We start from the raw sequence: 24,344 nt of genomic DNA, 5'->3' as shown, positions 1-24,344 counted from the left end.
ACTTCATCAAAGTGTCAAGGCGGCCATTTTCAAAAAATGTTTTAGGTTCATTTTGAAAGTGATAGAATAAAGCTGAATGTCTAGTTCTTCATCTGAGAAGAGGAGGGTGCATCAATCGTGCCGAAAGTTCGAACAAAAGATGTGATGGATAAATTTAAGCTTGAGCTCATCAGCGGAGAAGAAGGGATCAACCGCCCGATTACGATGAGCGATTTATCAAGACCGGGCCTTGAAATGGCTGGTTATTTTACATACTATCCTAAAGAGAGGGTTCAGCTGCTGGGGAAGACCGAGATTACCTTTTTTGAAAAGCTTCCAGAGGAAGAAAAAAAGCAGCGGATGTTGTCGTTATGTACGGAAATTACACCGGCGATCATCCTTTCCCGTGATTTGCCGATTCCGCCTGAACTCGTCGAGGCTTCCGAAGAAAACGGCGTGCCTGTGCTTCGGTCCCCGTTGAAGACGACGCGCCTGACGAGCCGCCTGACGAATTTTCTTGAAAGCCAGCTGGCTCCGACAACTGCGATTCACGGCGTCCTCGTCGATGTTTACGGCGTCGGGGTGCTGATTATCGGAAAGAGCGGCGTCGGAAAAAGCGAAACGGCTTTGGAGCTTGTCAAAAGAGGCCATCGCCTTGTGGCGGATGACTGCGTTGAGATCAGACAGGAAGACCAGGATACATTGATCGGAAGCGCGCCTGAATTAATTGAGCATCTCCTGGAAATCAGAGGCCTTGGCATTATCAATGTCATGACGTTATTTGGCGCGGGGGCGGTCAGAAGCTTTAAACGGATTACTCTTGTCATGAGTCTGGAGCTTTGGGAGCAAGGAAAGCAGTATGACCGCTTAGGGCTTGAAGAAGACACGATGAAAATTATTGATACAGACGTTCCGAAGCTGACAATTCCGGTTCGTCCGGGAAGAAACCTTGCCGTTATCATCGAAGTGGCCGCAATGAACTTCAGACTGAAGAGAATGGGGCTGAATGCCGCTGAGCAATTTACCCATAAGCTTGCGGATGTGATTGAAGATGGTGAGCTTGAAGAATAGGAGCTGACAATATGAATGAAACGATTGAACCTTTAAATCCGATTGCTTTTCACCTGGGGCCGATTGCTGTCCACTGGTACGGCATTATCATCGGCCTTGGCGCTTTGCTGGGCTTGTGGCTGGCGGTCAGGGAAGGCGAACGGAGGGGACTGCATAAGGACACCTTTGTCGATTTGGTGCTTTTTGCGATCCCGATTGCGATTTTATGCGCAAGGGCGTACTATGTCATTTTTCAATGGGGCTATTACAGTGAACACCCGGACCAGATTATTCAAATATGGAACGGCGGCCTTGCGATCCACGGCGGTCTGATCGGCGCCGTGCTGACGGGAATCATTTATGCGAAGGTCAAAGGGCTTTCGTTTTGGAAGCTGGCTGATATCGCTGCTCCAAGCATCCTGCTCGGTCAGGCGATCGGCCGCTGGGGAAACTTTATGAACCAGGAAGCGCACGGTGGAGCGGTGTCAAGAGCGTTTTTAGAAAACCTCCACCTGCCTGATTTTATCATTAATCAAATGTATATCGACGGACAGTACTATCAGCCTACCTTTTTGTATGAATCGCTGTGGAGCTTTACGGGAGTCGTCGTTCTGCTTCTTTTAAGAAAAGCGAATTTAAAGCGAGGCGAGCTGTTCTTAATCTATGTCATTTGGTATTCGATGGGACGCTACTATATCGAAGGCCTTAGAACGGACAGTCTGATGCTGACGGCGAACCTTCGCATCGCACAGGTGATTTCGATCGTCCTGATCCTCTGTGCGGCTGCGCTGATAGCCTACAGACGTTTCAAAGGCAGAGAGATTAAACGGTATCAGGAGATGTAGCGATTTTACAAAGGGGAGACAGCAATGAAGGGAACTTTAAAAGCCGGCGCTGTGGCGGGGCTGAAAACGACGTGGACGCTCGGAAAAGTGATTTTTCCTGTCACGCTGATTGTCAGCCTGCTTCAGCATACACCGGTGATGGACTGGTTGATCAAACTGATCACGCCGGCGATGAAGATTTTCGGGTTGTCAGGGGAAGCGGCGATACCGCTTGTGCTCGGCAATATGCTGAACTTGTATGCCGGAATTGCGGGGATTTTAACGCTTGATTTGACGGTTAAAGAAGTGTTTATTTTAGCGGTGATGCTGTCGTTTTGCCACAATTTGATTATCGAATCGACCGTTGCTTCAAGGGTCGGAATTAAAATATGGCTTATATTGCTCGTGCGCATCGGTCTCGCCGTTTTTTCGGCTTTTATCATTAACCTTGTCTGGAACGGCGGTCAGGATGCGGCTAAATACGGCTTGATCTCTGCGAAAAGCGCCGCTCCTTCCGGCTGGCTTGAAATTGCGCTTGAAGCCGTCACCAAGGCGGGCCTTGGTGTCCTTCAGCTTGCAGCCATCGTGATACCGCTGATGATCATCATTCAATATATGAGAGACCTCGGCTGGCTGCATACTTTTTCAAAGTGGTTTGCACCGCTGACGAGAATGCTCGGAATGAAGGAGAACACCTCAATGACGATGGTTGCCGGGCTGACGATCGGCCTTGCATACGGGGCCGGTGTCATGATCAAAGCGGTCGAAGAAGACGGTGTCAGCAAAAGAGATGTAACGCTCGCGTTTATTTTTCTCGTCGCGTGCCACGCGGTTGTTGAAGACACATTGGTATTTATCCCGCTCGGCATTCCGGTCTGGCCTCTTTTGTTGATCAGGCTTGTGACCGCGGTCCTGCTGACGATCGCGATTTCGCGCTTCTGGAGAAAGCCGGGTTATTCCGTTCGCAGAAAGGAAGCTTTGTATGAAAGTTAATACGGTTTTATTTGATTTGGATGGAACGCTCATCAATACAAATGAGCTGATTATTGCCTCATTTTTGCACACGCTCGAACATTATGCACCGGGACGCTATAAACGGGAGGATGTCCTTGCTTTCATCGGACCTTCCCTTTATGAAACGTTCTCAAGCATTCAAAAGGATAAGGCTGAAGAAATGATCACCATGTACCGGACATTTAATCATCAGAAGCATGATGAACTGGTAACCGAGTATGAGACGGTTTACGAGACGCTTGAACGTCTTGCGGAAGAAGGGTATAAGCTCGGCATCGTCACGACAAAGCTGCGGGACACCGTCACCATGGGGCTTAAACTGACCGGGCTTGATGCCTTTTTCGAGACGGTTGTGACGCTGGATGACGTTAAGCGGCCGAAGCCTGATCCCGAGCCTGTTTTGCTCGCCCTTTCCAAGCTTGGCAGCCGTCCGGAAGAAGCGATCATGATCGGTGACAATTACCACGATATATTAGCAGGGAAGAATGCCGGAACGAAAACAGCAGGCGTTGCGTGGACGATTAAAGGAGAAGAAAGCCTTGCCAAACACGAGCCTGATTTTATGCTTCAGCAAATGAGCGATCTCCTTCGCATTCTTGAGGTGGAGAAAGCTTGAGAAAAACGAAGCGCTATCCGGTGTCCGGTCCCAATTCCTTATGGCACATCTATCAGACGGTTCCGTTTTTTAAAGTGGTTAAAAACTTTATCGTCATTCAGGCGGCGCGCTATACGCCGTTTCTTGGAATGAAAAATTGGATGTACCGGACGTTTTTGCGGATGAAAATCGGAGAGAAATGCTCGTTTGCTTTAATGGTCATGCCGGATATCATGTTTCCTGAAAAAATCTCCGTCGGGCGTAACACCGTGATCGGCTACAATACGACCATTTTGGCGCACGAGTATTTAATAAAAGAATATCGGCTCGGCGAGGTTGTCATCGGCGATGAAGTCATGATCGGAGCCAATACAACGATCCTTCCAGGCGTCGAAATCGGAGACGGCGCCGTCATTTCCGCCGGTACGCTCGTTCATAAAGATGTGCCTTCGGGCGCTTTTGTCGGCGGCAATCCGATGCGGCTGATCTATACAAAAGAAGAAATGGAAAAAAGATTGGAGACCCCCGCTGAATAAGGAACGGGGGCCTTTATTTGCAATCAGCGTTAAAATTCATGATTGTTCCTTTCCGTAATATGCTTCACACCGATCCACTTCTTTCCGACTTTTGAGTACCTTGTATTTGTCATCGTAACGGAACTTGTACTGCTGTCGGTTCTGAAGATCGCCTCTTTCATGTTTGTAATCGTACAGTTATCAATATTGACCACGGCCTTAAATGTCGAGCCTCCGAGCTGGCGAATGAATTTGCCTCCTTGATCGGCAGTAAAATTTTTCACGGTAAATGTGCTCGCTTTATTAATCTGAAAGATTTTGTCCGCGGCAAGCCGGGCTGATCCTCCGTTAATCGTGACACTTCCTTCGCTTTTGACAGTCAGGGCATCTTCGCCGACATCTTCCCAAACAACATTGTTTATGGAAGCGTTACCATAAGTGTGAACACCATCAGCAGCAGGAGCGCCAAGCACGACATTTTTGAGCGTTGCACCATTCTCCACTTTAAAAATCGGTTTTTGATCTTCGCGCTGGCTGCCGTCTCCCAGCTCCGGACCTGCAATCAGCCGCTTGCCTTTCCCGTCATACGTTTGTCCTTTTTCGACTACGATCGTTTGGTGAACGACCTCGGCGGCTGAGGCTTTTTCGGACAGAGCCTGTCCAAACCCGCAGACGAGCAAACCTGACAAAATAACCGTACCTGCTAATCTCTTCATCATTTTCATCCTCCTCATGACATATTGTTCAAAACAGATTTGTCTCCCGTAGATGAAAGCAGTTTCTGGTCCATTTGCAATAAGATGAGACACCTATTTCGGTACTATCATATATGCGAGTTTACTGAAATGTAAACAAATAATTTGAATATTATGAAAAAACAGTAAATTAAACACGTGAAATGGGGTTGTTTTCTGTATTTTGGATGTGACGAAAGGGTAAAGCGTCTTATTTTAATAGGGGTTGAAAGAACTAAAAAAAGGCAGGGGTTAACTGCCTTTTTAGGCGGCGATCACGATCGCCTGACTGCCCATTTGTTTCCATGACTTTTCAAAATGTTCTCTGTCTGTTTTTCTGTTTTTATATCCGTACGGATCATTCACATAAACGTAATCCTCATCATAGCCTGTCACGGCAACACTGTGAACGCTGTACGTCACATCGACTTTGCCTGACGGTGTATTCCATGTTTCCATATCGTTGACTGGGGTGAAATGTACAGTGGTGATCACCCAAACCGGTCTTCCCTGATTCAGCTGTTCATATATTTTCTCCGGCTCACTTCCCGTCAAATCGACAGCTTTAGTACCTGCGTATGAATAGGCCAAATCGTAAATCGGTCCATGGTAGACACTCAGTCCGGGTCCGTTTTCCATATCTCCGACAAAGCCGTCGTTAGGATTTCCCTTTAAGCCGTTTTCATAGTGCAGAGGCACTTTTTTCACCTCATTGGCAAGCTCATTTTTTGTGACATTATATCCGCTGTAGTTTAAGATCATCGCCAGGCTGGCGACTTCACAGCCGTTATAAAGCTTCGGCGAGTCCATTTGGTTGATCAGCGGGACGTCAAGCGGCTGACGTACTTCTTTATTGTCAGCAGCATTCTTATGGCTGCTGTGCAGCATTTCGGCTAACGGGCTTAACGCATCTTTAGAAAACAGTATAAGAACGGTGGTCATAAGAGCTGCTACGAAAAAAATAAAAAAAAGATTTTTGAAAAATTTCATTCTAAGTCTCCTGTCTTCTCTTTGCTGGTTTGGTTAAGGCAAAGATTTGCGATCGTATACATTATAACATCAAGATGTTCATGACATAAAAGTTATCATTTCCCATACGGTCCGGAGTCTATTTTAAGAGCGGCTGTTGATTTTGATTCTTTTATCTGTTAGCATATTATCATATTAGCGAACTAAAGGATTCGGAATTTTCCTTCAAACGGTTATGGGGGTGCAAGTGTAGATGTTTATGTTTGAAAAACCGCATGGCATGCGGGATACGCTGCCTGTGCTTTACGAAACAAAGAAAAAGGTGCGCTCTTCATTAACAGAGGTGATGGCTTTGTGGGGGTATCAGTTCATGGAGACACCGGCCCTTGAATTTTATGATACGGTCGGTGTGCAGTCGGCCATATTGGATCAGCAGTTGTTTAAACTCCTTGATCAGGAGGGGCAGACGCTCGTGTTAAGACCTGATATGACGGCTCCGATCGCAAGGGTGGCGGCCTCAAAGCTTCATAAAGATGATCACCCGCTCAGAGTGGGCTATGCTGCAAATGTGTTCAGGGCACAGGAGCGTGAAGGCGGACGTGCCGCCGAATTTGAGCAAGTTGGCGTCGAACTGATCGGCGATGGATCTACAAGCGCTGACGCAGAAGTGATTGCGCTGGTCATTTTTTCGCTTAAAAAAGCCGGCCTGACTTCATTTGAAATCTCGATCGGCCATGTCGGAATTTCAGACGCTCTGTTTGTGGAGGTTTTAGGAAATGAAGAAAGGGCTCATGTCCTGCGGCGCTATTTATACGAAAAGAACTATGTCGGCTACCGGGAGCATGTAAAATCCCTCAATTTATCCTCAATTGATAAAAGCAGGCTGCTCGAGCTTTTGGAGTTGAGAGGCGGTATTGAAACGTGCGGCAAGGCGGCATCGATCATCGATTCTGAAAAAGGAAAACGCGCGGTTTCAGAACTGAAGACGCTTTGGGAGACGCTCGGCGACTATGGTTGCACGGACGACATTAAGCTCGATTTAGGCATGGTCAGCCATATGAGCTACTATACCGGCGTTTTGTTTGAAATCTATGCTGAAAACGTCGGCTTTCCGATCGGAAACGGCGGCAGATATGACCAGCTTCTCGGCCGCTTCGACTCACCCGCTCCGGCAACCGGTTTCGGCATCAGGACTGACAGGCTGCTGGAAGCATTGAAGCCGGCGGAAGAGCAAGAAAAAATCGATGTCGTCATCTTCAGCACGGAACAGAGAAAAGAGGCGATCAGCTTTGCCGAAGAAGAGCGAAGAAAAGGCAAAAAAGTCGTCATACAGGACTTAGCGGGAATCGGAGATATTGACCAAATGACAAAGTCTTTTCAAAACGTGACCTATTTTATCGGGGCCAGAAAGGAAGAGAAGCATGGGTAAGGAATTGACGATTGCGATGCCGAAAGGGCGGATATTTGAGGAAGCTGCCGATATGCTTCGAAAAGCAGGCTATCAGCTCCCTGAAGAATTCGACGATTCGAGAAAGCTGATCATTCAAGTGCCTGAAGAGAACCTTCGCTTTATCCTCGCCAAGCCGATGGATGTCACAACATATGTCGAGCACGGGGTGGCCGATGTCGGAATCGCCGGCAAAGATGTCCTGCTGGAAGAAGAACGCGATGTCTACGAGGTGCTTGATTTAAACATCAGCAAATGCCGTCTTGCCGTAGCCGGCTTGGCAGAGACGGCGGCCGACAGCGTTGCACCCCGGGTTGCGACCAAGTATCCAAATGTCGCGTCAAGCTACTTCAGGGAGCAGGGAGAACAAGTGGAAATCATCAAGCTCAACGGTTCGATTGAACTCGCTCCCTTGATCGGGCTTGCCGGCCGAATCGTTGATATCGTATCAACAGGACAGACTTTAAGGGAAAACGGGCTGGTTGAAACCGAAAAAATTTGCGACATCACGTCGCGTTTCATCGTAAATCCTGTCAGCTACCGAATGAAAGACGCAGTCATCGATGAAATGGCTTCAAAACTTTCTCTTATTGTGGAAGGGGAAAAAGCAAAATGAAGATCAAATCCATCAGCGGAAATACGTCGGTTTCACTAAAGCGCACCATTGACGCCGGAACGGAAGAACAAAGAAAAGCAGTCCGCCGCATTATCGAAGAAGTGAAAAAGAACGGGAATTCAGCTGTTTCCGCATTCACAAGGCAATTTGACGGGGCGGATGTGGCCGACTTTCGCGTTTCTGAAAAGGAAATCAAGGAAGCATACACCACGCTCAAAAAGCGGGATCTCGAGATTATTCGGGCGGCGATTTTAAACATTAAAGAATATCATGAGCGGCAGCTCACATCATCATGGTTTTACCACCGCAAGGACGGAACGATGCTCGGCCAAAAAATTACGCCGCTTGATTCAGCCGGAGTGTACGTGCCCGGCGGAACGGCTGCTTACCCATCATCGGTCCTGATGAATGTCATTCCGGCGCTTGTTGCCGGCGTCGATCGCATTGTCCTTGCCTCACCTCCGGGAAAAGACGGCAAATTGTCGGCGGGAGTGCTGGCGGCTGCCGCCGAGCTTGGCGTCACAGAGATTTACAAAATGGGCGGCGCTCAGGCGATTGCCGCATTGGCTTACGGAACGGAATCCATTTCCCCCGTCGATAAAATCACGGGACCTGGCAATATTTACGTCGCCTTGGCTAAACGGGAAGTATTCGGCCAGGTTGATATCGATATGATCGCGGGCCCAAGTGAAATCGCCATCCTCGCTGACAGTACGGCAAACCACCGGGAAATCGCCGCTGATCTACTTTCACAGGCTGAGCACGATGCGATGGCATCGAGCATTCTTGTCACCGACTCAAAGCCGCTTGCCGAATCTGTTTTAAAAGAGGTTTACGAACAGCTCGAACATCTTCCGAGAAAAGAGATTGCACGGCAGTCGATTGACAACCACGGTTTGATCTATGTTACAAAGACGATGCATGAAGCCGTTTCCGTCATCAATGAGCTCGCTCCTGAACATTTGGAAATTTTAACAGCTCAGCCTGATGCCCTGCTCGGACAGATCAAACACGCGGGCGCCATTTTCCTGGGCCGCTACAGTTCAGAGCCGGTGGGCGATTATTTTGCAGGCCCTAATCATGTTCTGCCGACTAACGGCACAGCCAGATTTTCAAGCCCGCTAAATGTGACTGACTTCCAAAAGCGCTCCAGCATCATTTCCTACAGCAGGGATGCATTCCGCGAGAATGCCGAGAACATCGCGGCCTTTGCAAGATTAGAAGGACTTGAAGCCCATGCAAGAGCAATTGAATCCAGAAACCGGGAGGAAAACTGATGAGAAAAGCCGAACGGGCAAGAAAAACCAATGAAACTGATATTAAATTATCCTTTCATATTGATGGAGAAGGGAAAGCGGATATTCAAACGGATGTCCCGTTTATGACACATATGCTCGATTTATTTACAAAACACGGGCAGTTTGACCTTTCAGTTGAAGCGAAAGGCGATGTTGAAATCGACGACCACCATACGACTGAAGATATCGGTATTTGTCTCGGACAGGCGCTTTTGGAAGCGCTCGGAGATAAACAAGGAATCAAACGCTACGGTTCGAGCATGGTACCGATGGATGAAGCGCTCGCCCAGGTTGCGATTGATCTGAGCAACAGGCCGCACCTCGAGTTCAGAGCCGAATTCCCGAGCCGGAAAGTCGGAACATTTGATACAGAGCTTGTCCATGAATTTTTGTGGAAGTTTGCGCTGGAAGCGCGAATGAATCTTCACGTCATCGTTCATTACGGTACGAATACCCACCACATGATCGAGGCGATTTTTAAAGCGCTGGGACGTGCGCTTGATGAAGCGACATTGATCGATCCGCGGGTCAAAGGAATTCCGTCAACGAAAGGAATGTTGTAAATGATCGGTGTCATAGATTACGGAATGGGAAACCTGTACAGCGTCTCTAAAGCGCTTGAACGGATCGATGCTCCTTATTTCGTGTCCGAGCATCCGGATGAACTTAAGAAAGCGGACAGCTATATCCTTCCGGGAGTCGGCGCTTTTCGGGATGCGATGGAGACTTTAAGCCAGACCGGCCTGAAAACATTTATTCAAGATGCCGTAAGCGAAGGAAAACCTTTTCTCGGCATATGCCTCGGCATGCAGCTTTTGTTTGAAGAAAGCGAAGAACGCGGGGCGTCAGAAGGACTCGGCCTTTTGAAAGGAAAAATCGTTAAACTGAAAGACCGTGATCAAGCGGGAGATCGCTTAAAAGTGCCTCACATGGGCTGGAATCTGCTCACGGTCCACCGCGACTCTCCGCTTTTACCAAAGACGAAAGAAGGATATGCGTATTTCGTTCATTCGTATTATGTCAGCGGAATCGAAGAGGAGGCTTTGCTTGCCAGCGCCGAATACGGTGTGCGTGTGCCCGCTGTCGTCGGTCTTGGCAATGTATACGGCGCCCAGTTCCATCCGGAAAAAAGCAGTGCGGTCGGCATGTCGATCTTAAAGCGTTTCAAGCAGCTTACACAAGAACAGAAGGTGAAAAAATGAGCGAGTTTACTGTATACCCTGCCATTGACATGAGAAACGGCAAATGCGTCAGGCTCATCCAGGGAGATTACGAAAAAGAAACGGTTTACGGTCATTCCCCTCTGGATATGGCCTCCCGGTTTGCTGAAGCGGGGGCAGACTGGATTCATCTTGTCGATTTGGACGGGGCAAGAGAAGGCAAAAAAGTGAACGACAGCCACGTCATAAGCATTGCTGATGAGCTCAACGTTAAAGTGCAGGTCGGCGGCGGCATCAGGACCGAAAAAGACGTGTATGACTACTTGTCGCAAGGTGTTGAAAGGGTGATCTTAGGCAGCTCGGCCGTATCAAATCCCGAGTTTGTCAAAAACATGCTGAAAGCTTACGGCCGGCATATCGCAATCGGTCTTGACGCAAGAGACGGATTTGTTTCGACTGAAGGATGGCTTGAGACCTCCTCCGTTAGAGCGGAAGAGCTTGGCCGCGAGCTTGCGAATGAAGGTGCGGAAGTGTTTATCTTTACCGACATTGCGACTGACGGAATGCTGTCAGGACCGAATATCAGCAGTACAGTGGAGCTTGCCAGGGCAACCGGTAAACAAGTCATTGCCTCCGGCGGTGTCAGCTCTCTCGCCGATCTTGAGGCGCTCGCTTCCCGGGCTGCGGAAGGCGTCTCTGGCGCCATTGTCGGAAAAGCGCTGTATACCAATCAATTTACCGTGGCTGAAGCGCTTGAAAGGGTGGCGGCAAAGTGATCACAAAACGAATTATCCCGTGTTTGGACGTAAAAGACGGCCGCGTTGTCAAAGGTGTACAGTTTGTTGAATTGAAAGATGCCGGCGACCCCGTTGAGCTGGCTGAAGTATATGATCGTGAAGGCGCCGATGAGCTTGTTTTTCTCGACATCTCGGCATCCCACGAGGGGAGAAAAACGATGGTTGACGTCGTTGAAAGAGTGGCGGCCAAGCTGGCGATCCCGTTTACCGTCGGCGGCGGCATCAATCGTTTGGATGATATGAAAACGATCCTGCGGGCCGGAGCCGACAAAGTTTCCGTTAATACGGCTGCCGTTCTCCGTCCGGAATTGATAACGGAAGGCGCTGACTTTTTCGGCTCTCAATGCATTGTCGTCGCGATTGATGCAAAATTCGATCCGGAAGCTGATCAGTATTATGTTTATACACACGGCGGACGTAAAAAGACGGACCTTGAGGCCGTCTCATGGGCGAAGGAAGCCGTTCAGCGGGGAGCCGGTGAAATCCTGCTGACAAGTATGGATGCAGACGGAGAAAAGAACGGATTTGACTGCAGGCTTACAAAGCTTGTGTCAGAAGCTGTTTCAGTCCCGGTCATTGCATCCGGAGGCGCAGGTCATGCGGACCACATGTATGATGCATTTGCAGAAGGGCGGGCGGACGCGGCTCTTGCCGCATCTATCTTTCATTACAAAGAAACATCTGTAAAAGAAGTAAAAGCTTATTTAAAAGAGCGCGGGGTGAATGTAAGATGATCAAGGCAGACGAGTTGACATTTAATGAAGCCGGCTTGATCCCGGCGATTGTCCAGGATGCAGCGAGCAAGGAAGTGCTGACACTTGCTTATATGAACAAAGAATCGTTTGAAAAAACGCTGGAAACGAAGGAGACATGGTTTTTCAGCAGATCGCGAGGAGAGCTCTGGCATAAGGGAGCGACGTCAGGAAACATTCAGCGTGTGATAGACATCAGGCTTGACTGTGATCAGGATGCGCTCATCGTGCTGGTCGAACCGGCGGGACCGGCCTGTCATACAGGAAGCTACAGCTGTTTCTCGCCCGGCGAACATATCAGACAGACTGGCGGCGGCCGCTTTGACATCATCAATGAACTTGAAACGGTGATTGCCAAACGGCAGGCTGAAATGCCTGAAGGCGCATATACGACATATTTGTTCCGTGAAGGCGTTGACAAGATTTTGAAGAAGGTTGGCGAAGAAGCGGCAGAAGTCATTATCGCTGCAAAAAACCGGGATTCTGAAGAGCTGAAATGGGAAGCGGCTGACCTTCTTTACCATCTGCTCGTTTTGCTGAGGGAGCAGTCCCTTCCGCTTGATGATGTGCTTGGCGTCCTGAAAGAGCGCCATGAAGGCTCTGAATCATAAGCGCATTGCTTACAACCAAAAGGCAGTTGGCCTTTTGGTTGTTTTCCCGATAGGGGAGCTATTTGATGTTTAATTTCATCACGATTTGCTCTCCGATCGGCCCCGTTTTTCTTTCCCCTGTGTCTGCAAATCCGGCTTTCACATACAGGTGCTGGGCCGCGGTGTTTTTCACGTTCACAACCAGCACGATTTCATGACAATGGGTGAACGCCTTGGCGACAAACTCAGGAAGCTTGAGCATTCCTTCTTTTGCAAAACCTTTTCCCTGGTGCTTTCTGTCGACGGATAGTGCCGTTAACAGCATGGCTTCCGGGTTGTCCGAGTAGTCTTTTACCCTCTCGGTCGCATGCAGGATAAAAAATCCGACGGGCTTGCCTTCGCTTAACATTACGATTGGAAACTGACCGTCCGTCCGTTTTAAAACCTCTTTCGGCAGCGCGGTAAATCGCTGCTGTTCTTCGGGAAGCTCGAATTCGAGAAGCGCAGCTGAATGTTCTTCCGAGAAATGCTTCAATTCTATTGATCCGCTTTTTTTCACGTAATGATCCCCCTTTCTATTATCATACAATGGGAACGTACATTCGTCACCATCCAGTGCTAAAAAAAGATTTTGCCCGGGTGAAAATAAAAAGCGTACTTCCGATAAAAAACCTGCCTTGAGCCTTCTGAAAGCCCTATGCGCTCCGGTGCTCCAAACGTCCGGAATAAAATGGTGAAAAAACCATATGTGGAAAATGAAGAGAATTTACTCGAAACTTGTTTTTGGCCTGTTAAGCCTGCTGGAAACTATGTTATACTACTCACGGTATATAGTTTGAAATGGAGGGTATCTGTGGGAAAGTACACTTCTGAACACCATAAAGATTCGAGAATTGTCCAACTGTTCCAAGATGGGCAATATTTTTATCATAAAGGGCTCAAAGCATATAGAGAACGCAATTTATCCCGCGCGAGCAAGCTCATTCAGAGAGCGATTTTTCTTGAACCGGAAAACACGGGAATGCTGTCCCAACTTGCGGTTATTTACTCGGAAATGGGATTTTATCAGCAATCAAATGAACTTTTGGACTTTATCCTGAAGAACATCAACGAAAAAATGACTGAATGCTACTATTTTAAAGCAAACAACTATGCGCACCTCGGTCTTTTTCACGAAGCCTACAAAGCAGCGGAGACCTATTTAAAAGAAGACCCGGACGGCGAGTTCAGCGAGGAAAATGCGGAGCTCCTTGATTTATTGGATATGGGAGAGGAAGATGAGGACTATTCGCAGTTCGATCAGGACGACTTGATTCTGAAACAGGACCGGGCGAAATCACTGCTGGAAAATGGACAGCTTCAGGAATCGATCGTGATGCTTGAAGAAATCACTTCCGATTACCCCGAGTTTTGGTCGGCTTACAACAACCTTGCACTGGCATATTTTTATGCCGGTGACATTCAGAAAGCCAAAACGACGATTTTTACGGTCTTGGAAAAAAGTCATGGAAACCTGCATGCGCTTTGCAATCTTCTCATTTTTTATCATTATGAACGACGGGACGATAAGGTCGAGTCGCTTTCCGAACAGCTTTCCAATGTTTATCCGATGCTGTTTGAACAAAGGTATAAGCTCGGCGCCACGCTGTCCCTCGTCGGCAGATACGACCTCGGCTATAAATGGCTGAAATCACTCTACCGCATGGGGTTTGAAGGTGATGAGACCTTTTATTACTGGCTCGCCTGCTCGGCTTATTACACCGGCCGTACTCAATTTGCCCGGTCTGTATGGAAAAAGATGCAGGAAGAGTATCCGGATGACGCCCGCATGGAGCCGTGGAAAGAACGGAAGGAAAAGAAACCTGTCCAGCGGCCGCTGGAGGAGCGCCTTGCCGCGTACTATATCAGCGGAAGAAAAGGGGAAAAAGCCCAGCTGAAAGCGGTGCTTGATTCACAGATGGCAAAAACGCCGTTTGAAGATCAGTTTGTCAGGCTTGTGCTTTACGGGGAAAGCAGTGCAGCCGTTGATTCAAAAGACGCGCTTCTTGCTTACAGAACTGCGAAAGCGATTGAACAAGCGGATCAGTCAGCGATGGAACAGGAGGCCATGTGCTTTTGGATTTTTCATGTCATTCAGCAGATCAGGGCTTACGGCCTTCAGCTGAAAAATGCCGGCGGGCTTGCCGCGGCGATCTATTACATTTGGAAGACAGAGCATCAGGAGCGGCTGACAAAAGTTGAAACCGCTAAAATTTTCCATATATCGCCCGGAACGCTTTCTAAGTACGAACGTACATTAAAAGAACATCTATAGAAACAGGTGTGAACTTCACTGTTCAGCCTGTTTTATTATGTGAGCAAAAAAATAGCGATTATTCATGATATTTTATAGGATATGGGTAAGGAAGATATAAGAAGGGAATCTTATTAAACAGGAATGGACTGCTTGGCAGCATAAGATTCATGAAGGAGTGAACATTGTGTCAGAAGAAAAAATGTATGACGTCATTATTATCGGAGCAGGTCCTGCGGGAATGACGGCAGCCGTTTATACGTCAAGGGCGAACCTGTCGACTTTGATGGTTGAAAGAGGCGTTCCGGGCGGACAGATGGCCAATACGGAGGATGTCGAAAACTATCCGGGATTTGAAAGCATTCTGGGACCCGAGCTTTCAAATAAAATGTTTGACCATGCGAAAAAGTTCGGCGCTGAGTATGCGTATGGCGATATTAAAGAAGTCGTCGATGAAGGAGACTACAAGATCGTCAAAGCGGGATCAAAAGAATTTAAAGCGCGCGCGGTCATCATCACAGCAGGCGCCGAATATAAGAAGCTCGGCGTACCTGGCGAAAAAGAGCTTGGCGGCCGCGGTGTATCTTATTGCGCGGTTTGTGATGGCGCATTCTTTAAAAACAAAGAGCTCGTCGTTGTCGGAGGAGGAGACTCCGCTGTTGAAGAAGGCGTGTACTTAACCCGTTTCGCTTCGAAAGTAACGATCGTCCACCGCCGCGATAAGCTGAGAGCGCAAAGCATCCTTCAGGCGCGCGCGTTTGACAACGAAAAAGTCGACTTTCTCTGGAACAAGACGGTCAAGGAAATTCATGAAAAAGACGGAAAGGTCGGCAAAGTAACGCTGGTCGATACGGTCACGGGCGAAGAAGAAGAGTTCCGGACTGACGGCGTCTTTATCTATATCGGCATGCTGCCGCTTTCAGAGCCGTTCAAAAACCTCGGTATTACAAATGAAGAGGGCTACATCGTGACCAATGAACAGATGGAAACAAAAGTCGAAGGTATTTTTGCAGCGGGCGATATCCGTGAGAAAACCCTTCGCCAAATCGTAACGGCAACAGGCGACGGAAGCATTGCCGCTCAGAGCGTTCAGCACTATATCGAAGAGCTGAAAGAGAAAGAAAAGGCTGTAAAATAACGTATTTTTATCGTCATCATGATTTAACCGCCCTGTAACACCAGTGAAACAATTATTCGTTATGATGGGTATAGTAATTGACCCCCTTTTATAATGAATTTTATTGGCACGGATGATCTTATCCGTGTCCTTTTTTTGTTTTATTTTTCCTGGAAGAGAAATTTTTACAAATTTCACAAGTTGTTCAAATTTCAATATTGAAACGTCCGTTTTTGCTGTAAAATAGAATAAAAGAACGGTTTTCGCAAGCGCTTCCATTCGCTGAAAAAGCCGTTTCTTTAAGTTTTACCCGGGAAAAGCCTTAAAGCGGTCCGGAAAAAAGCGATTTTCGCGGCGGAACTGCATGTTCATTGTGAGCGGGGACAGGAAGCGGTATAATAGAAAAAAGAATTGAAGGAATAAAAGGATGGGTGACAGACTTTGCAAAGAGTGACGAATTGTGTGCTGACTTCAGGTGATAAAGTCCTGTTGCTGCAAAAGCCCAGACGAGGCTGGTGGGTAGCCCCCGGCGGCAAAATGGAAAGCGGGGAAACAGTCAGGGATGCCGTCATCAGGGAATACCGCGAAGAGACGGGCCTGTATGTGCTGAACCCGCAGCTGAAAGGGATATTCACCTTTATCATAAAAGAAAATGATCAGGTCGTATCTGAATGGATGATGTTCACATTCGTCGCCGATCATTATACAGGTAAACATGTAGAAGAATCGGAAGAAGGCATCATCAGGTGGCATCAGGCGGGAGACGTCGGGAGCCTGCCGATGGCGCCGGGAGACGTCCATATTCTGGATTTTATGCTGAAAGGCAAAGGACTGCTTCACGGCACCTTTACGTATACGCCTGACTTTGAATTGCTGTCCTATCGCCTCGACCCGCAAGGCGAATAAACATAAGAGGGGGAGAGAAGCATGAATGCGAATGGAGGCCATGATATACAGCTTGTGATCATAACCGGAATGTCAGGGGCAGGAAAAACAGTGGCGATTCAAAGCTTTGAGGATCTCGGTTTTTTCTGTGTCGATAATTTGCCGCCATCTTTGCTGCCGAAATTTTTGGAGCTGATGAAGGAATCAAGTTCAAAAATGAGCAAAGTTGCCCTTGTTATGGATTTGCGCGGCCGCGAGTTTTTTGACAGCCTGATTGAAGCGCTTGACGAGATTGGGGAAACATCCTGGATTACCCCGCGAATTTTGTTTTTAGATGCCAAGGATTTGGTTCTCGTTTCAAGATATAAAGAGACAAGAAGGTCCCACCCCCTTGCGACAACGGGCCTGCCGCTTGAGGGCATCCGGACGGAACGGGAGCTTCTTGAAGAGCTGAAAGGCCGCTCTCAAATCATTTATGATACATCCGATATGAAACCGAGGGACCTGCGCGAAAAAATCGTCCAGCATTTTGCGGCAGATCACGGACATACCTTTACGGTGAATGTGATGTCATTCGGGTTTAAATACGGATTGCCGATCGATGCGGATCTAGTGTTCGACGTAAGGTTTCTTCCGAATCCGTACTATATCGACAGCATGAGGCCGCTGACAGGAAAAGATCAGGAAGTATCTTCGTATGTGATGAAATGGAACGAAACGCAAAAGTTTCTCGAAAAACTAACCGAACTGCTGAGCTTTATGCTTCCGTCATATAAGCGCGAAGGAAAAAGCCAGCTGGTCATCGCGATTGGCTGCACAGGCGGACAGCATCGCTCTGTGACGCTTGCTGAATACCTTGCCGATTATTATAAAAAGGACTACTATACTCATGTTACTCACCGGGACATCGAGAAGAAAAGCAGAAAATAGCATGGCAGATCAGAAAAAAATCGCAATCTTTGGCGGAGGAACTGGCCTTTCGGTATTGCTCAGAGGATTGAAGCAACAGCCCGTTGACATTACGGCGATTGTGACGGTCGCAGATGACGGCGGAAGCTCGGGGAGGCTGCGAGATGAGCTTAAAATTCCCCCGCCGGGAGACATCAGAAATGTGCTCGCTGCACTGTCTGATGTTGAACCGCTTGTTGAAGACCTGTTCCAGCACCGCTTCTCTAAAGGCGGCGATTTAATCGGCCATTCATTGGGAAATTTGATTTTGGCGGCGATGACGAATATAACCGGTGATTTTTTTCACGCCGTCACTGAAATGAGCAAAGTTTTAAATGTGAGGGGAAGGGTTCTGCCCGCTGCCAATACAAGCGTTGTCCTTCATGCGGAAATGGATGACGGACAGATCATATCCGGGGAATCGACGATTCCGTCTTACGGGAAGCAGATTAAACGGGTGTTTTTAACCCCTGAAAAAATTGAACCCGTCCCGGAAACGATTGATGTGATCCGCGGCGCCGACCTGATTATTCTCGGCCCCGGAAGCCTGTATACGAGCATCTTGCCGAACCTTCTCGTTCCGAAGATAAGGGAAGAAATATTAAACGCCCCGGTAAAAAAAGTTTATATTTGCAATGTGATGACCCAGCCGGGAGAAACGCTGTACTACAGCGCAGCCGACCATGTAAAAGCGCTTAACGAGCATATGGGCGGTCCGTTTATCGATACGATCCTCGTCAACAATGAGGAAATCCCGGACGATATCCGGGAACGCTATGCGAAGGAGCAGGCACAGCCCGTCCAGTTTAACATTGATGATCTGTCTGCGATGGGGCTTGAGGTCATCAAAGATCAGATTGTGACATACGAGAATGGCGTGATCCGTCATGATACACATAAAGTCGCTTCGCTACTTGTTGATTTGTTAAAAGAATAGCAGGCCTTGGAATGGGGGTGTCTATAATATGTCATTTGCATCGGAAACGAAAAAAGAACTTACAAACCTTGAAGTAAAGGATTGCTGCGCGAAAGCAGAGCTCTCTGCCCTCATTCGGATGAACGGTTCATTGTCTTTCTCAAACCGAAAAGTGGTTCTCGACGTCCAGACCGAGAACGCGGCCATCGCCAGAAGAATTTACACATTGCTGAAGAAACAATACGATGTTTCCGTTGAACTGCTCGTTCGAAAGAAAATGAGACTGAAAAAGAACAATGTCTACATCGTACGCCTGATCGAAAATGCCAAGCTGATTCTCGAGGACTTGAAAATACTCGGAGACAACTTTGTCATTGCCAGAAACATCTCGGAAGACTTAGTCAAAAAACGATGCTGCAAACGTTCTTATATGAGAGGGGCTTTTTTAGCCGGGGGTTCTGTCAATAATCCCGAGACATCTTCTTACCACCTCGAAATTTTTTCGCTGTACAAAGAGCATAATGACTCATTGTGCAGGCTCATGAATCAGTTTCATTTAAACAGCAAAACGCTTGAGCGGAAAAAAGGGTACATCACGTATCTGAAGGAAGCTGAAAAAATCACCGAGTTTTTGAATGTGATCGGCGCGCATAATTCGCTGCTCCGCTTTGAAGACGTCCGGATCGTTCGCGATATGAGAAACTCGGTCAACCGGCTCGTCAATTGCGAGACGGCCAATCTAAACAAAACGATCGGCGCTTCTCTGCGGCAGGTGGAAAACATTAAGCTGATCGACGAAAGAATCGGGCTTGATGCGCTACCGGAAAAGCTGAGGGAAATCGCCCAGCTCCGCATTGATTATCAGGAAGTAACCTTAAAGGAACTCGGGGAAATGGTGTCGAGCGGAAAAATCAGCAAATCGGGCATCAATCACCGGCTTAGGAAACTGGATGAAATAGCTGAGCAGCTGCGTTCAGGACAATCTGTCTCTTTAAAATAGGGAATGGGGGAGATCGAATGGTTCAACAAAAAGTGGAAATTCTTTTGAAAACGGGACTTCAAGCGCGCCCGGCAGCATTGTTTGTTCAAGAAGCCAACCGTTTTCAATCAGATATTTTTCTGGAAAAGGGAGATAAAAAAGTGAATGCCAAAAGCATCATGGGGCTGATGAGCTTGGCTGTCAGCACCGGATCGGAAGTCACGCTGATCGCTGACGGATCCGATGAACAAGATGCTCTTGCTGCATTGACTGCATATGTTCAAGAGAAACAAGCTAAACCTTTATGAGGTTTGGCTTTTTCTCATCGATTCAAAGCGGAAGGAGAATAACCGATGACGACGATGCTTGATTCGCTGTTTAAAAGGATCGGATATAAGCCCGGTCAGCAGGTGACATTTGCTGACTTGCCCAAGTTTTTATCGCTGCTGGCTTTACAGTTTCCTTTTGAAAATGGCGCGGTTTTAAGAAACGAACGGATTTCGATGACGAAAACAGGGTTGACGAAAGTCTTGCTGAACAATAAAAGGGGCGGTTTATGCTATGATTTGAACGCCTTTCTTTACCATGTGCTGACAGAGCTCGGCTTTTCCGTTCACATGGTACGCGGGACGGTTTTTAATACAAAAGAACAGACGTGGGCGCTGACGGGAACGCATGTCGCCGTTATTTTGCGGGAAAGCGATGAAACCTATTTGCTTGATACCGGATTCGGCATCAACCTGCCGCTTGCACCCGTTCCGTTCTCAGGTGAACCTATCACCTCAAAAACAGGAGCTTACCGTATCAGGAAAACAAAGACAGATAAAGGAGATTACCTTCTTGAAATGGATAAGGGAGAGGGATGGCAGATCGGCTACGCATTTTCGCTGACGCCAATCGATGAAGCAGTGCTTACGTGCGTGCGGGATGCGGTTTTCGATGAGGAAGCGTCTCCCTTTAATAAAAACCCGCTCGCTTCCAAGCTGACAAAGGACGGAAAGTTAATTTTGTCGAAGGATCACTTCACAAAGCAAACCGGGAGCGGTTTGACGAAAGAAGATGTGAACGCCGGAGATTTCCAGACCATTTTCATTCAAGCATTTTTTGACTGAAGAACCGCTGCGGGCATCAATTAAAATAAGCGGACGCCTGTCTGCAGCGCCCGCTCGTTTTCTGATTTATCCTTCTGTTTTCAGCTGAAAGCCGTCCAGTGTTTCTTCGGCTTCGCGAAAAAGCTGCAAATATGCTTCGGCTTGATCACCCAAGTAAATCCGGCTTTTTTCGACATTCTTCCACTCGATCAGCAAAGGCATGCTGACCCAGCCGGTCAGACAATCCCATAGCGCGTCGAGATTTTCGCCATAGTAGTCCGGAAGCTCCAGCTGTTCTTTTAATGCTTGGTGAAGATCTGATACATTCGTGATCTTGTCTCCGTTTAAAATGACTTGTTTCATATGATCATCTCATTCTCGTAAACGTTTTATAGTGGTCAGTTGTTTTATAAACCAGTCTGTCGTTGGAATAGACGATCCGGTCTGACCCCCGGAATCCCGATGTATAGTTGATGTCGGCTTCTCTCCATACGCGTCCGGACGTATCTGGAAGCAGCTTTTCTCTGTTTTGAAAGATATCGCCCCCGATGCTTTTACCAGGCGCTACTTCTACCAGATTGCCTTTTTGCGGGTCCCAGCCTAATTTTGACGCCTCGGCTTTTGTGATGAAGTTGTCAGGCAGCCTGCCGTATTTCACAATATAGTCGGCAACACCTTCAAATGTATTGATGACTTCATTTGACTGAACAGTGCCGCCTTTTTCTGCATGCGGCCCTTCAGCTGAGCTTGTGAAAAGGTTCCCCGCCAGAAAGCCCAGCGCGAGAACAATGCCAAGCGCAAGTGTGGATAATATTTTTTTCACGGATAAAGTCCTCCCTGTCTTTAGACTTTATAGCATAAACATGAAGAATGTGCCTTTATGGGATTGAACAGCCGCATTTCCTCATTTCTATATTCCGTCTGTAATCATATTGAATTGTACCTCATAACATGCTCAGAAATCATTATAGTATTGTAAATTTTCCATGAAACTCGGGGACGGGAACGGATCGCCGCGGTTTCCTATTTGACTCCCGCAATGTTAGGAAGAAAAAAACCGACTGTTTTTCATCAGTTCTTTTCAATGGAAATGTGAAATAGGCGGTAAAGTTCCTTTGCGCCCGCAGGCGTGACCGCAACGGCCCGTGTGCGCGGGCGCCGCTCAATCCAGCCCATGCGGATGAAAGCGTCGAGCAGTGCGGAACCCAGGGCGCCGGCAATGTGATGCCGCCTTTCACTCCAATCCAGGCATTTATGGCAAAAAGAGCGCCGTTTCTTTTTGACTTCCCCAACATCGATGCCAAGCTCCTTCAAAAATAATTCTCCTGCTTCAGTCACTGTATAAGCCGTCTCTTCTTCTTTCAACACGCCCATCTCCACGAGCCGCTCCGCAAGTGTGACGCCGAGCGATCCAGCCAGGTGATCATAGCATGTGCGCGCTTTTCTGACCGCCCGATCTTCGGCTGACTGCCGGAAAGAGCGAATTTCAGCAGGGGGTGCTATGTTGAGCAAAGTTTCCAGCGATTGTGCAACCTTGCCATCTTTGAGCCGGTAATAGCGGTGCCGTCCTTGCTTCCGGCATGTCAGCATTTCGGCGTCAAGCAGTTTGGAAAGGTGAAAGCTTGCTGTCTGCTGTTTGATTCCCGCATACCCGGCCAGCTCGGTAGCCGTATAAAACCGGTCATCAAGCAATGCGGTTAAAATCGCGGCCCGTGACGGATCGGTGACAAGCTTGGCGACCTCGGCGATATTCGGATTCACGTTCATGACACTTCCTCCTAAAATGTAATCGATACTTCGATGTTAATTGAAATATTGAAGGATTACAATAAAAGCATAAAAGGAGGAGACGCATATACATCAAAACAGCAAAATTATAGAGCCAAGCATTTTATACTACGGAACACCCGTCATTTTGCTCAGCACGCTGAACGAAGACGGTTCCACGAATCTCAGCCCGCTTTCCTCTTCTTGGGCGCTTGGGGATTCGATCGTACTCGGCGTCGGCACCGGCGGCAAAGCATTGGAAAATTTAGAGAGGCAAGCCGGATGCGTCATCAATGTGCCGGATTCATCTTTATGGAGCAATGTAGAACGGCTCGCTCCCTATACCGGCAAACAATGTGTTCCGGAAGAAAAAAAGCGGCTCGGCTTTACATACCTTAAAGAAAAATTCGCAGCCGGCGGATTTACGGCAGCGGATTCCCAGGCGGTGAAACCTGACCGAGTCGCCGATTGTCCGCTTCAAATTGAAGCGGAAGCCGTCAATATCCGCATTCCGGAACATTCCCCGTATTTTGCCGTCATTGAAACAAAAGTGCTTCATGTGCACGCACATGAAGCGATTATAAAAGGGGAACATCACATCGATCCTCAAAAATGGGGGCCTTTAATTTATCTTTTCAGACACTATTTTGGTTTAGGGCGCGAGCTCGGCAAAACATTCCGCGCCTGAATGTAAAGAATGCGCGTCATCTCAGTTCTTTGACTATATATTTTGGCTGTCTGCCCTGAAGACCGTCAATCAGGTTTTGGACGGCACTTTTCAGCATGTTGACGTGTGTGACAAGAGTGGATGATCCAATGTGGGGAACGAGGGTCACATTGGAAAGGGTTAGGAGCGGATTGTCTTTTTCAATCGGCTCCTTTTCAAATACATCAAGTCCGGCTCCTTTAATCCATCCTTTTTTCAGCGCTTGAATCAACGCTTGTTCGTCAACGGTTTTGCCGCGGGAGATGTTGATGAAAATGGACGACGGTTTCATTTTTTTGAATTCAGCTTCGCCAATAAGGCGGTATGTCTCATCTGTGAGCGGTGTGACCAGAACAATGAAGTCCGAGCGTTCCAACAGTTCGTGAAAGCCCGTATAAACCGCGCCGGTTTTTTTCTCTGTGTCGGGTTTGCGGCTGCGGCTGTAATAGAGCACTTCCATATCAAAACCAAAGGCCGCCCGTTTGGCGATGTGTTCGCCGATTCGTCCCATTCCGATAATGCCAAGCGTCCGGTGATGGACATCGCATCCGAACAAGCTTTCATCATCCTCTGATTTGGTCCATTTTCCATCGCGGACGTAGCGGTCGAGCTCGGCGATTCGCCGCGCTGAGGAAAGAATCAGACCGAAAGCGAGGTCTGCGACTGTGCCGTCAAGAATGTATGGCGTGTGAGTGCCGATAACCGATTTTTCTTTCATTGCTTCAATGTCAAAGTTGTCATAGCCGACGGAATTGTTGCTGACGATTTTCAGCTTCGGCGCATTGCATAATAATTCACGGTCGATTTTTGTCCCCGAGGTCAAAAGACCGTCTGCTTCCTTGATTTTTTCGAGCAGGGTTGATCTGGGAATACGCTCGCGCGAAGTCCAAATTTCATATGTGCAGTGTTCGGCGAGCATCTCTTCGATTTCTTTTGGGACCGGTTTTGTGACATATACAAACGGTTTCATCTGCATTCTCCTTCCGCGTATCATCTGCTTCTATTATAGAGGAAAAGCGGCTTCTATAAAAATCAAAGACTGTTCCGAATAAACGCAGGACTATCAGCTCAATTATTGTTGTTTAGAAAATCATAGATACTTATTTCAGTTTTTTAATTTATTTTAATGCATTTTTATAACTATAAATCCAAATATTAGATGGTCCGTTTTTCTTCTAGTTCTATTTATATAGGTGAAGAACAGTGTAGATTTTATTATTTTAGAAAGATATAAAGTTAGACTTTTTAAAATATTCAGTACATTTTTAGCGAATTTTTTGATTTGAATCCAAATCGGAAATC

General features: G+C 47.6%; 29 protein-coding genes. 22 read left to right on the top strand and 7 right to left on the bottom strand.

What is annotated here, in order from left to right; translation table 11 throughout:
• Positions 1–117: 117 nt before the first annotated feature.
• The 5 genes from hprK to QMZ64_RS15895 are packed head-to-tail and all read left to right on the top strand — an operon-like array spanning position 118 to position 3,998.
• On the top strand, positions 118–1,050 hold the full coding sequence (gene hprK, locus QMZ64_RS15915; RefSeq protein ID WP_043926653.1) for an HPr(Ser) kinase/phosphatase: 933 nt from the start codon (positions 118–120) through the stop codon (positions 1,048–1,050).
• An 11-nt stretch (positions 1,051–1,061) separates the two neighbouring features.
• The gene (lgt, locus tag QMZ64_RS15910; RefSeq protein WP_059230982.1) at positions 1,062–1,874 is read left to right on the top strand and encodes a prolipoprotein diacylglyceryl transferase; all 813 of its coding nucleotides are present in this window, start codon (positions 1,062–1,064) and stop codon (positions 1,872–1,874) included.
• A gap of 24 nt (positions 1,875–1,898) precedes the next feature.
• Entirely contained in the window at positions 1,899–2,846 is a 948-nt protein-coding gene (locus QMZ64_RS15905; protein WP_265625536.1) for a nucleoside recognition domain-containing protein, read from the top strand.
• The gene (ppaX, locus tag QMZ64_RS15900) at positions 2,836–3,483 is read left to right on the top strand and encodes a pyrophosphatase PpaX (protein ID WP_265625537.1); all 648 of its coding nucleotides are present in this window, start codon (positions 2,836–2,838) and stop codon (positions 3,481–3,483) included. Before QMZ64_RS15905 ends, ppaX begins: the two co-directional genes overlap by 11 nt.
• The gene (locus QMZ64_RS15895) at positions 3,480–3,998 is read left to right on the top strand and encodes an acyltransferase (protein WP_265625538.1); all 519 of its coding nucleotides are present in this window, start codon (positions 3,480–3,482) and stop codon (positions 3,996–3,998) included. The genes ppaX and QMZ64_RS15895 overlap by 4 nt, the downstream gene beginning before the upstream one ends.
• Positions 3,999–4,027: 29 nt before the next feature.
• On the opposite strand, the gene QMZ64_RS15890 is transcribed toward QMZ64_RS15895, so the two are convergent.
• Both QMZ64_RS15890 and QMZ64_RS15885 read right to left on the bottom strand, forming a co-directional pair.
• The gene (locus tag QMZ64_RS15890) at positions 4,028–4,696 is read right to left on the bottom strand and encodes a pectate lyase (protein ID WP_409365376.1); all 669 of its coding nucleotides are present in this window, start codon (positions 4,694–4,696) and stop codon (positions 4,028–4,030) included.
• A gap of 279 nt (positions 4,697–4,975) precedes the next feature.
• Positions 4,976–5,701, bottom strand: a complete 726-nt coding sequence (locus QMZ64_RS15885) for a C39 family peptidase (RefSeq protein ID WP_265625540.1) — start codon at positions 5,699–5,701, stop codon at positions 4,976–4,978.
• Positions 5,702–5,933: 232 nt separating this feature from the next.
• Here QMZ64_RS15885 and QMZ64_RS15880 point away from each other — a divergent pair, with 232 nt between their 5' ends.
• Genes QMZ64_RS15880 through hisIE form a run of 8 tightly spaced genes read left to right on the top strand, consistent with a single transcriptional unit; the run spans position 5,934 to position 12,361 of the window.
• On the top strand, positions 5,934–7,109 hold the full coding sequence (locus QMZ64_RS15880; protein WP_265625541.1) for an ATP phosphoribosyltransferase regulatory subunit: 1,176 nt from the start codon (positions 5,934–5,936) through the stop codon (positions 7,107–7,109).
• Positions 7,102–7,743 carry an ATP phosphoribosyltransferase gene (gene hisG, locus QMZ64_RS15875; RefSeq protein ID WP_020453070.1) on the top strand — a complete coding sequence of 214 codons (642 nt, stop codon included), beginning with the start codon at positions 7,102–7,104 and terminating at the stop codon, positions 7,741–7,743. Before QMZ64_RS15880 ends, hisG begins: the two co-directional genes overlap by 8 nt.
• Complete coding sequence (hisD, locus tag QMZ64_RS15870; RefSeq protein ID WP_265625542.1) at positions 7,740–9,020, top strand: histidinol dehydrogenase; 1,281 nt, start codon at positions 7,740–7,742, stop codon at positions 9,018–9,020. Before hisG ends, hisD begins: the two co-directional genes overlap by 4 nt.
• Complete coding sequence (hisB, locus tag QMZ64_RS15865; RefSeq protein WP_020453068.1) at positions 9,020–9,604, top strand: imidazoleglycerol-phosphate dehydratase HisB; 585 nt, start codon at positions 9,020–9,022, stop codon at positions 9,602–9,604. The genes hisD and hisB overlap by 1 nt, the downstream gene beginning before the upstream one ends.
• Positions 9,605–10,243: an imidazole glycerol phosphate synthase subunit HisH gene (hisH, locus tag QMZ64_RS15860; protein ID WP_020453067.1), complete on the top strand. Its 639-nt coding sequence runs from the start codon at positions 9,605–9,607 to the stop codon at positions 10,241–10,243. It abuts the gene before it with no gap.
• Positions 10,240–10,977: a 1-(5-phosphoribosyl)-5-[(5-phosphoribosylamino)methylideneamino]imidazole-4-carboxamide isomerase gene (gene hisA, locus QMZ64_RS15855; RefSeq protein WP_265625543.1), complete on the top strand. Its 738-nt coding sequence runs from the start codon at positions 10,240–10,242 to the stop codon at positions 10,975–10,977. Before hisH ends, hisA begins: the two co-directional genes overlap by 4 nt.
• Positions 10,974–11,732 carry an imidazole glycerol phosphate synthase subunit HisF gene (gene hisF / locus QMZ64_RS15850; protein WP_265625544.1) on the top strand — a complete coding sequence of 253 codons (759 nt, stop codon included), beginning with the start codon at positions 10,974–10,976 and terminating at the stop codon, positions 11,730–11,732. Before hisA ends, hisF begins: the two co-directional genes overlap by 4 nt.
• Entirely contained in the window at positions 11,729–12,361 is a 633-nt protein-coding gene (gene hisIE, locus QMZ64_RS15845) for a bifunctional phosphoribosyl-AMP cyclohydrolase/phosphoribosyl-ATP diphosphatase HisIE (RefSeq protein WP_243941994.1), read from the top strand. The genes hisF and hisIE overlap by 4 nt, the downstream gene beginning before the upstream one ends.
• A gap of 58 nt (positions 12,362–12,419) precedes the next feature.
• On the opposite strand, the gene QMZ64_RS15840 is transcribed toward hisIE, so the two are convergent.
• Positions 12,420–12,899 carry a GNAT family N-acetyltransferase gene (locus QMZ64_RS15840; RefSeq protein ID WP_265625545.1) on the bottom strand — a complete coding sequence of 160 codons (480 nt, stop codon included), beginning with the start codon at positions 12,897–12,899 and terminating at the stop codon, positions 12,420–12,422.
• 294 nt (positions 12,900–13,193) lie between these two features.
• Between QMZ64_RS15840 and QMZ64_RS15835 the strand changes: the two genes are divergently transcribed.
• The 8 genes from QMZ64_RS15835 to QMZ64_RS15800 all read left to right on the top strand — a co-directional run bounded on the left by QMZ64_RS15835 (position 13,194) and on the right by QMZ64_RS15800 (position 20,590).
• Entirely contained in the window at positions 13,194–14,654 is a 1,461-nt protein-coding gene (locus QMZ64_RS15835) for a tetratricopeptide repeat protein (RefSeq protein ID WP_265625546.1), read from the top strand.
• A 166-nt stretch (positions 14,655–14,820) separates the two neighbouring features.
• A complete protein-coding gene (trxB, locus tag QMZ64_RS15830) occupies positions 14,821–15,771 on the top strand; it encodes a thioredoxin-disulfide reductase (RefSeq protein ID WP_243942000.1) in 951 nt (316 codons plus the stop codon).
• A gap of 420 nt (positions 15,772–16,191) precedes the next feature.
• Positions 16,192–16,656: an 8-oxo-dGTP diphosphatase gene (locus QMZ64_RS15825; protein ID WP_003185583.1), complete on the top strand. Its 465-nt coding sequence runs from the start codon at positions 16,192–16,194 to the stop codon at positions 16,654–16,656.
• 21 nt (positions 16,657–16,677) lie between these two features.
• Positions 16,678–17,565, top strand: coding sequence for an RNase adapter RapZ (gene rapZ / locus QMZ64_RS15820; RefSeq protein ID WP_020453060.1), 888 nt, complete (start codon positions 16,678–16,680; stop codon positions 17,563–17,565).
• A 1-nt stretch (position 17,566) separates the two neighbouring features.
• Positions 17,567–18,520, top strand: coding sequence for a gluconeogenesis factor YvcK family protein (locus QMZ64_RS15815; protein ID WP_301441453.1), 954 nt, complete (start codon positions 17,567–17,569; stop codon positions 18,518–18,520).
• Positions 18,521–18,548: 28 nt separating this feature from the next.
• The gene (gene whiA / locus QMZ64_RS15810; RefSeq protein ID WP_020453058.1) at positions 18,549–19,499 is read left to right on the top strand and encodes a DNA-binding protein WhiA; all 951 of its coding nucleotides are present in this window, start codon (positions 18,549–18,551) and stop codon (positions 19,497–19,499) included.
• 17 nt (positions 19,500–19,516) lie between these two features.
• A complete protein-coding gene (locus QMZ64_RS15805; RefSeq protein WP_059230974.1) occupies positions 19,517–19,786 on the top strand; it encodes an HPr family phosphocarrier protein in 270 nt (89 codons plus the stop codon).
• 45 nt (positions 19,787–19,831) lie between these two features.
• Positions 19,832–20,590, top strand: a complete 759-nt coding sequence (locus QMZ64_RS15800) for an arylamine N-acetyltransferase (protein WP_301441452.1) — start codon at positions 19,832–19,834, stop codon at positions 20,588–20,590.
• A gap of 66 nt (positions 20,591–20,656) precedes the next feature.
• Here the strand turns inward: QMZ64_RS15800 and QMZ64_RS15795 are convergent, their stop codons facing one another.
• The 3 genes from QMZ64_RS15795 to QMZ64_RS15785 all read right to left on the bottom strand — a co-directional run bounded on the left by QMZ64_RS15795 (position 20,657) and on the right by QMZ64_RS15785 (position 22,336).
• On the bottom strand, positions 20,657–20,932 hold the full coding sequence (locus QMZ64_RS15795) for a barstar family protein (protein WP_243942005.1): 276 nt from the start codon (positions 20,930–20,932) through the stop codon (positions 20,657–20,659).
• A gap of 4 nt (positions 20,933–20,936) precedes the next feature.
• Positions 20,937–21,392, bottom strand: coding sequence for a ribonuclease (locus tag QMZ64_RS15790; protein WP_265625550.1), 456 nt, complete (start codon positions 21,390–21,392; stop codon positions 20,937–20,939).
• Positions 21,393–21,640: 248 nt separating this feature from the next.
• Complete coding sequence (locus QMZ64_RS15785; RefSeq protein ID WP_265625551.1) at positions 21,641–22,336, bottom strand: ArsR/SmtB family transcription factor; 696 nt, start codon at positions 22,334–22,336, stop codon at positions 21,641–21,643.
• An 88-nt stretch (positions 22,337–22,424) separates the two neighbouring features.
• Here QMZ64_RS15785 and QMZ64_RS15780 point away from each other — a divergent pair, with 88 nt between their 5' ends.
• A complete protein-coding gene (locus tag QMZ64_RS15780) occupies positions 22,425–23,024 on the top strand; it encodes a flavin reductase family protein (protein ID WP_243942010.1) in 600 nt (199 codons plus the stop codon).
• Positions 23,025–23,040: 16 nt separating this feature from the next.
• Here QMZ64_RS15780 and QMZ64_RS15775 read toward each other — a convergent pair whose 3' ends face one another.
• Complete coding sequence (locus QMZ64_RS15775) at positions 23,041–24,012, bottom strand: 2-hydroxyacid dehydrogenase (RefSeq protein WP_265625552.1); 972 nt, start codon at positions 24,010–24,012, stop codon at positions 23,041–23,043.
• Between the last annotated feature and the right edge of the window lie 332 nt (positions 24,013–24,344).

It is taken from the genome of Bacillus sp. LB7, from assembly GCF_030449715.1.
Taxonomy (GTDB): domain Bacteria; phylum Bacillota; class Bacilli; order Bacillales; family Bacillaceae; genus Bacillus; species Bacillus paralicheniformis.
Note: the sequence above shows the minus strand (reverse complement) of the source record. Positions and strands in the feature narration are given on the sequence as shown.

Bases quoted from the DNA above. Each gene is read 5' to 3' on its own strand.
- lgt (WP_059230982.1), top strand. From the start codon at position 1,062: ATGAATGAAACGATTGAACCTTTAAATCCGATTGCTTTTCACCTGGGG.
- QMZ64_RS15905 (WP_265625536.1), top strand. From the start codon at position 1,899: ATGAAGGGAACTTTAAAAGCCGGCGCTGTGGCGGGGCTGAAAACGACG.
- ppaX (WP_265625537.1), top strand. From the start codon at position 2,836: ATGAAAGTTAATACGGTTTTATTTGATTTGGATGGAACGCTCATCAAT.
- QMZ64_RS15890 (WP_409365376.1), bottom strand. From the start codon at position 4,696: ATGATGAAGAGATTAGCAGGTACGGTTATTTTGTCAGGTTTGCTCGTC.
- QMZ64_RS15885 (WP_265625540.1), bottom strand. From the start codon at position 5,701: ATGAAATTTTTCAAAAATCTTTTTTTTATTTTTTTCGTAGCAGCTCTT.
- QMZ64_RS15880 (WP_265625541.1), top strand. From the start codon at position 5,934: ATGTTTATGTTTGAAAAACCGCATGGCATGCGGGATACGCTGCCTGTG.
- hisG (WP_020453070.1), top strand. From the start codon at position 7,102: ATGGGTAAGGAATTGACGATTGCGATGCCGAAAGGGCGGATATTTGAG.
- hisD (WP_265625542.1), top strand. From the start codon at position 7,740: ATGAAGATCAAATCCATCAGCGGAAATACGTCGGTTTCACTAAAGCGC.
- hisB (WP_020453068.1), top strand. From the start codon at position 9,020: ATGAGAAAAGCCGAACGGGCAAGAAAAACCAATGAAACTGATATTAAA.
- hisH (WP_020453067.1), top strand. From the start codon at position 9,605: ATGATCGGTGTCATAGATTACGGAATGGGAAACCTGTACAGCGTCTCT.
- hisA (WP_265625543.1), top strand. From the start codon at position 10,240: ATGAGCGAGTTTACTGTATACCCTGCCATTGACATGAGAAACGGCAAA.
- hisIE (WP_243941994.1), top strand. From the start codon at position 11,729: ATGATCAAGGCAGACGAGTTGACATTTAATGAAGCCGGCTTGATCCCG.
- rapZ (WP_020453060.1), top strand. From the start codon at position 16,678: ATGAATGCGAATGGAGGCCATGATATACAGCTTGTGATCATAACCGGA.
- QMZ64_RS15815 (WP_301441453.1), top strand. From the start codon at position 17,567: ATGGCAGATCAGAAAAAAATCGCAATCTTTGGCGGAGGAACTGGCCTT.
- whiA (WP_020453058.1), top strand. From the start codon at position 18,549: ATGTCATTTGCATCGGAAACGAAAAAAGAACTTACAAACCTTGAAGTA.
- QMZ64_RS15805 (WP_059230974.1), top strand. From the start codon at position 19,517: ATGGTTCAACAAAAAGTGGAAATTCTTTTGAAAACGGGACTTCAAGCG.
- QMZ64_RS15800 (WP_301441452.1), top strand. From the start codon at position 19,832: ATGACGACGATGCTTGATTCGCTGTTTAAAAGGATCGGATATAAGCCC.
- QMZ64_RS15795 (WP_243942005.1), bottom strand. From the start codon at position 20,932: ATGAAACAAGTCATTTTAAACGGAGACAAGATCACGAATGTATCAGAT.
- QMZ64_RS15785 (WP_265625551.1), bottom strand. From the start codon at position 22,336: ATGAACGTGAATCCGAATATCGCCGAGGTCGCCAAGCTTGTCACCGAT.
- QMZ64_RS15775 (WP_265625552.1), bottom strand. From the start codon at position 24,012: ATGAAACCGTTTGTATATGTCACAAAACCGGTCCCAAAAGAAATCGAA.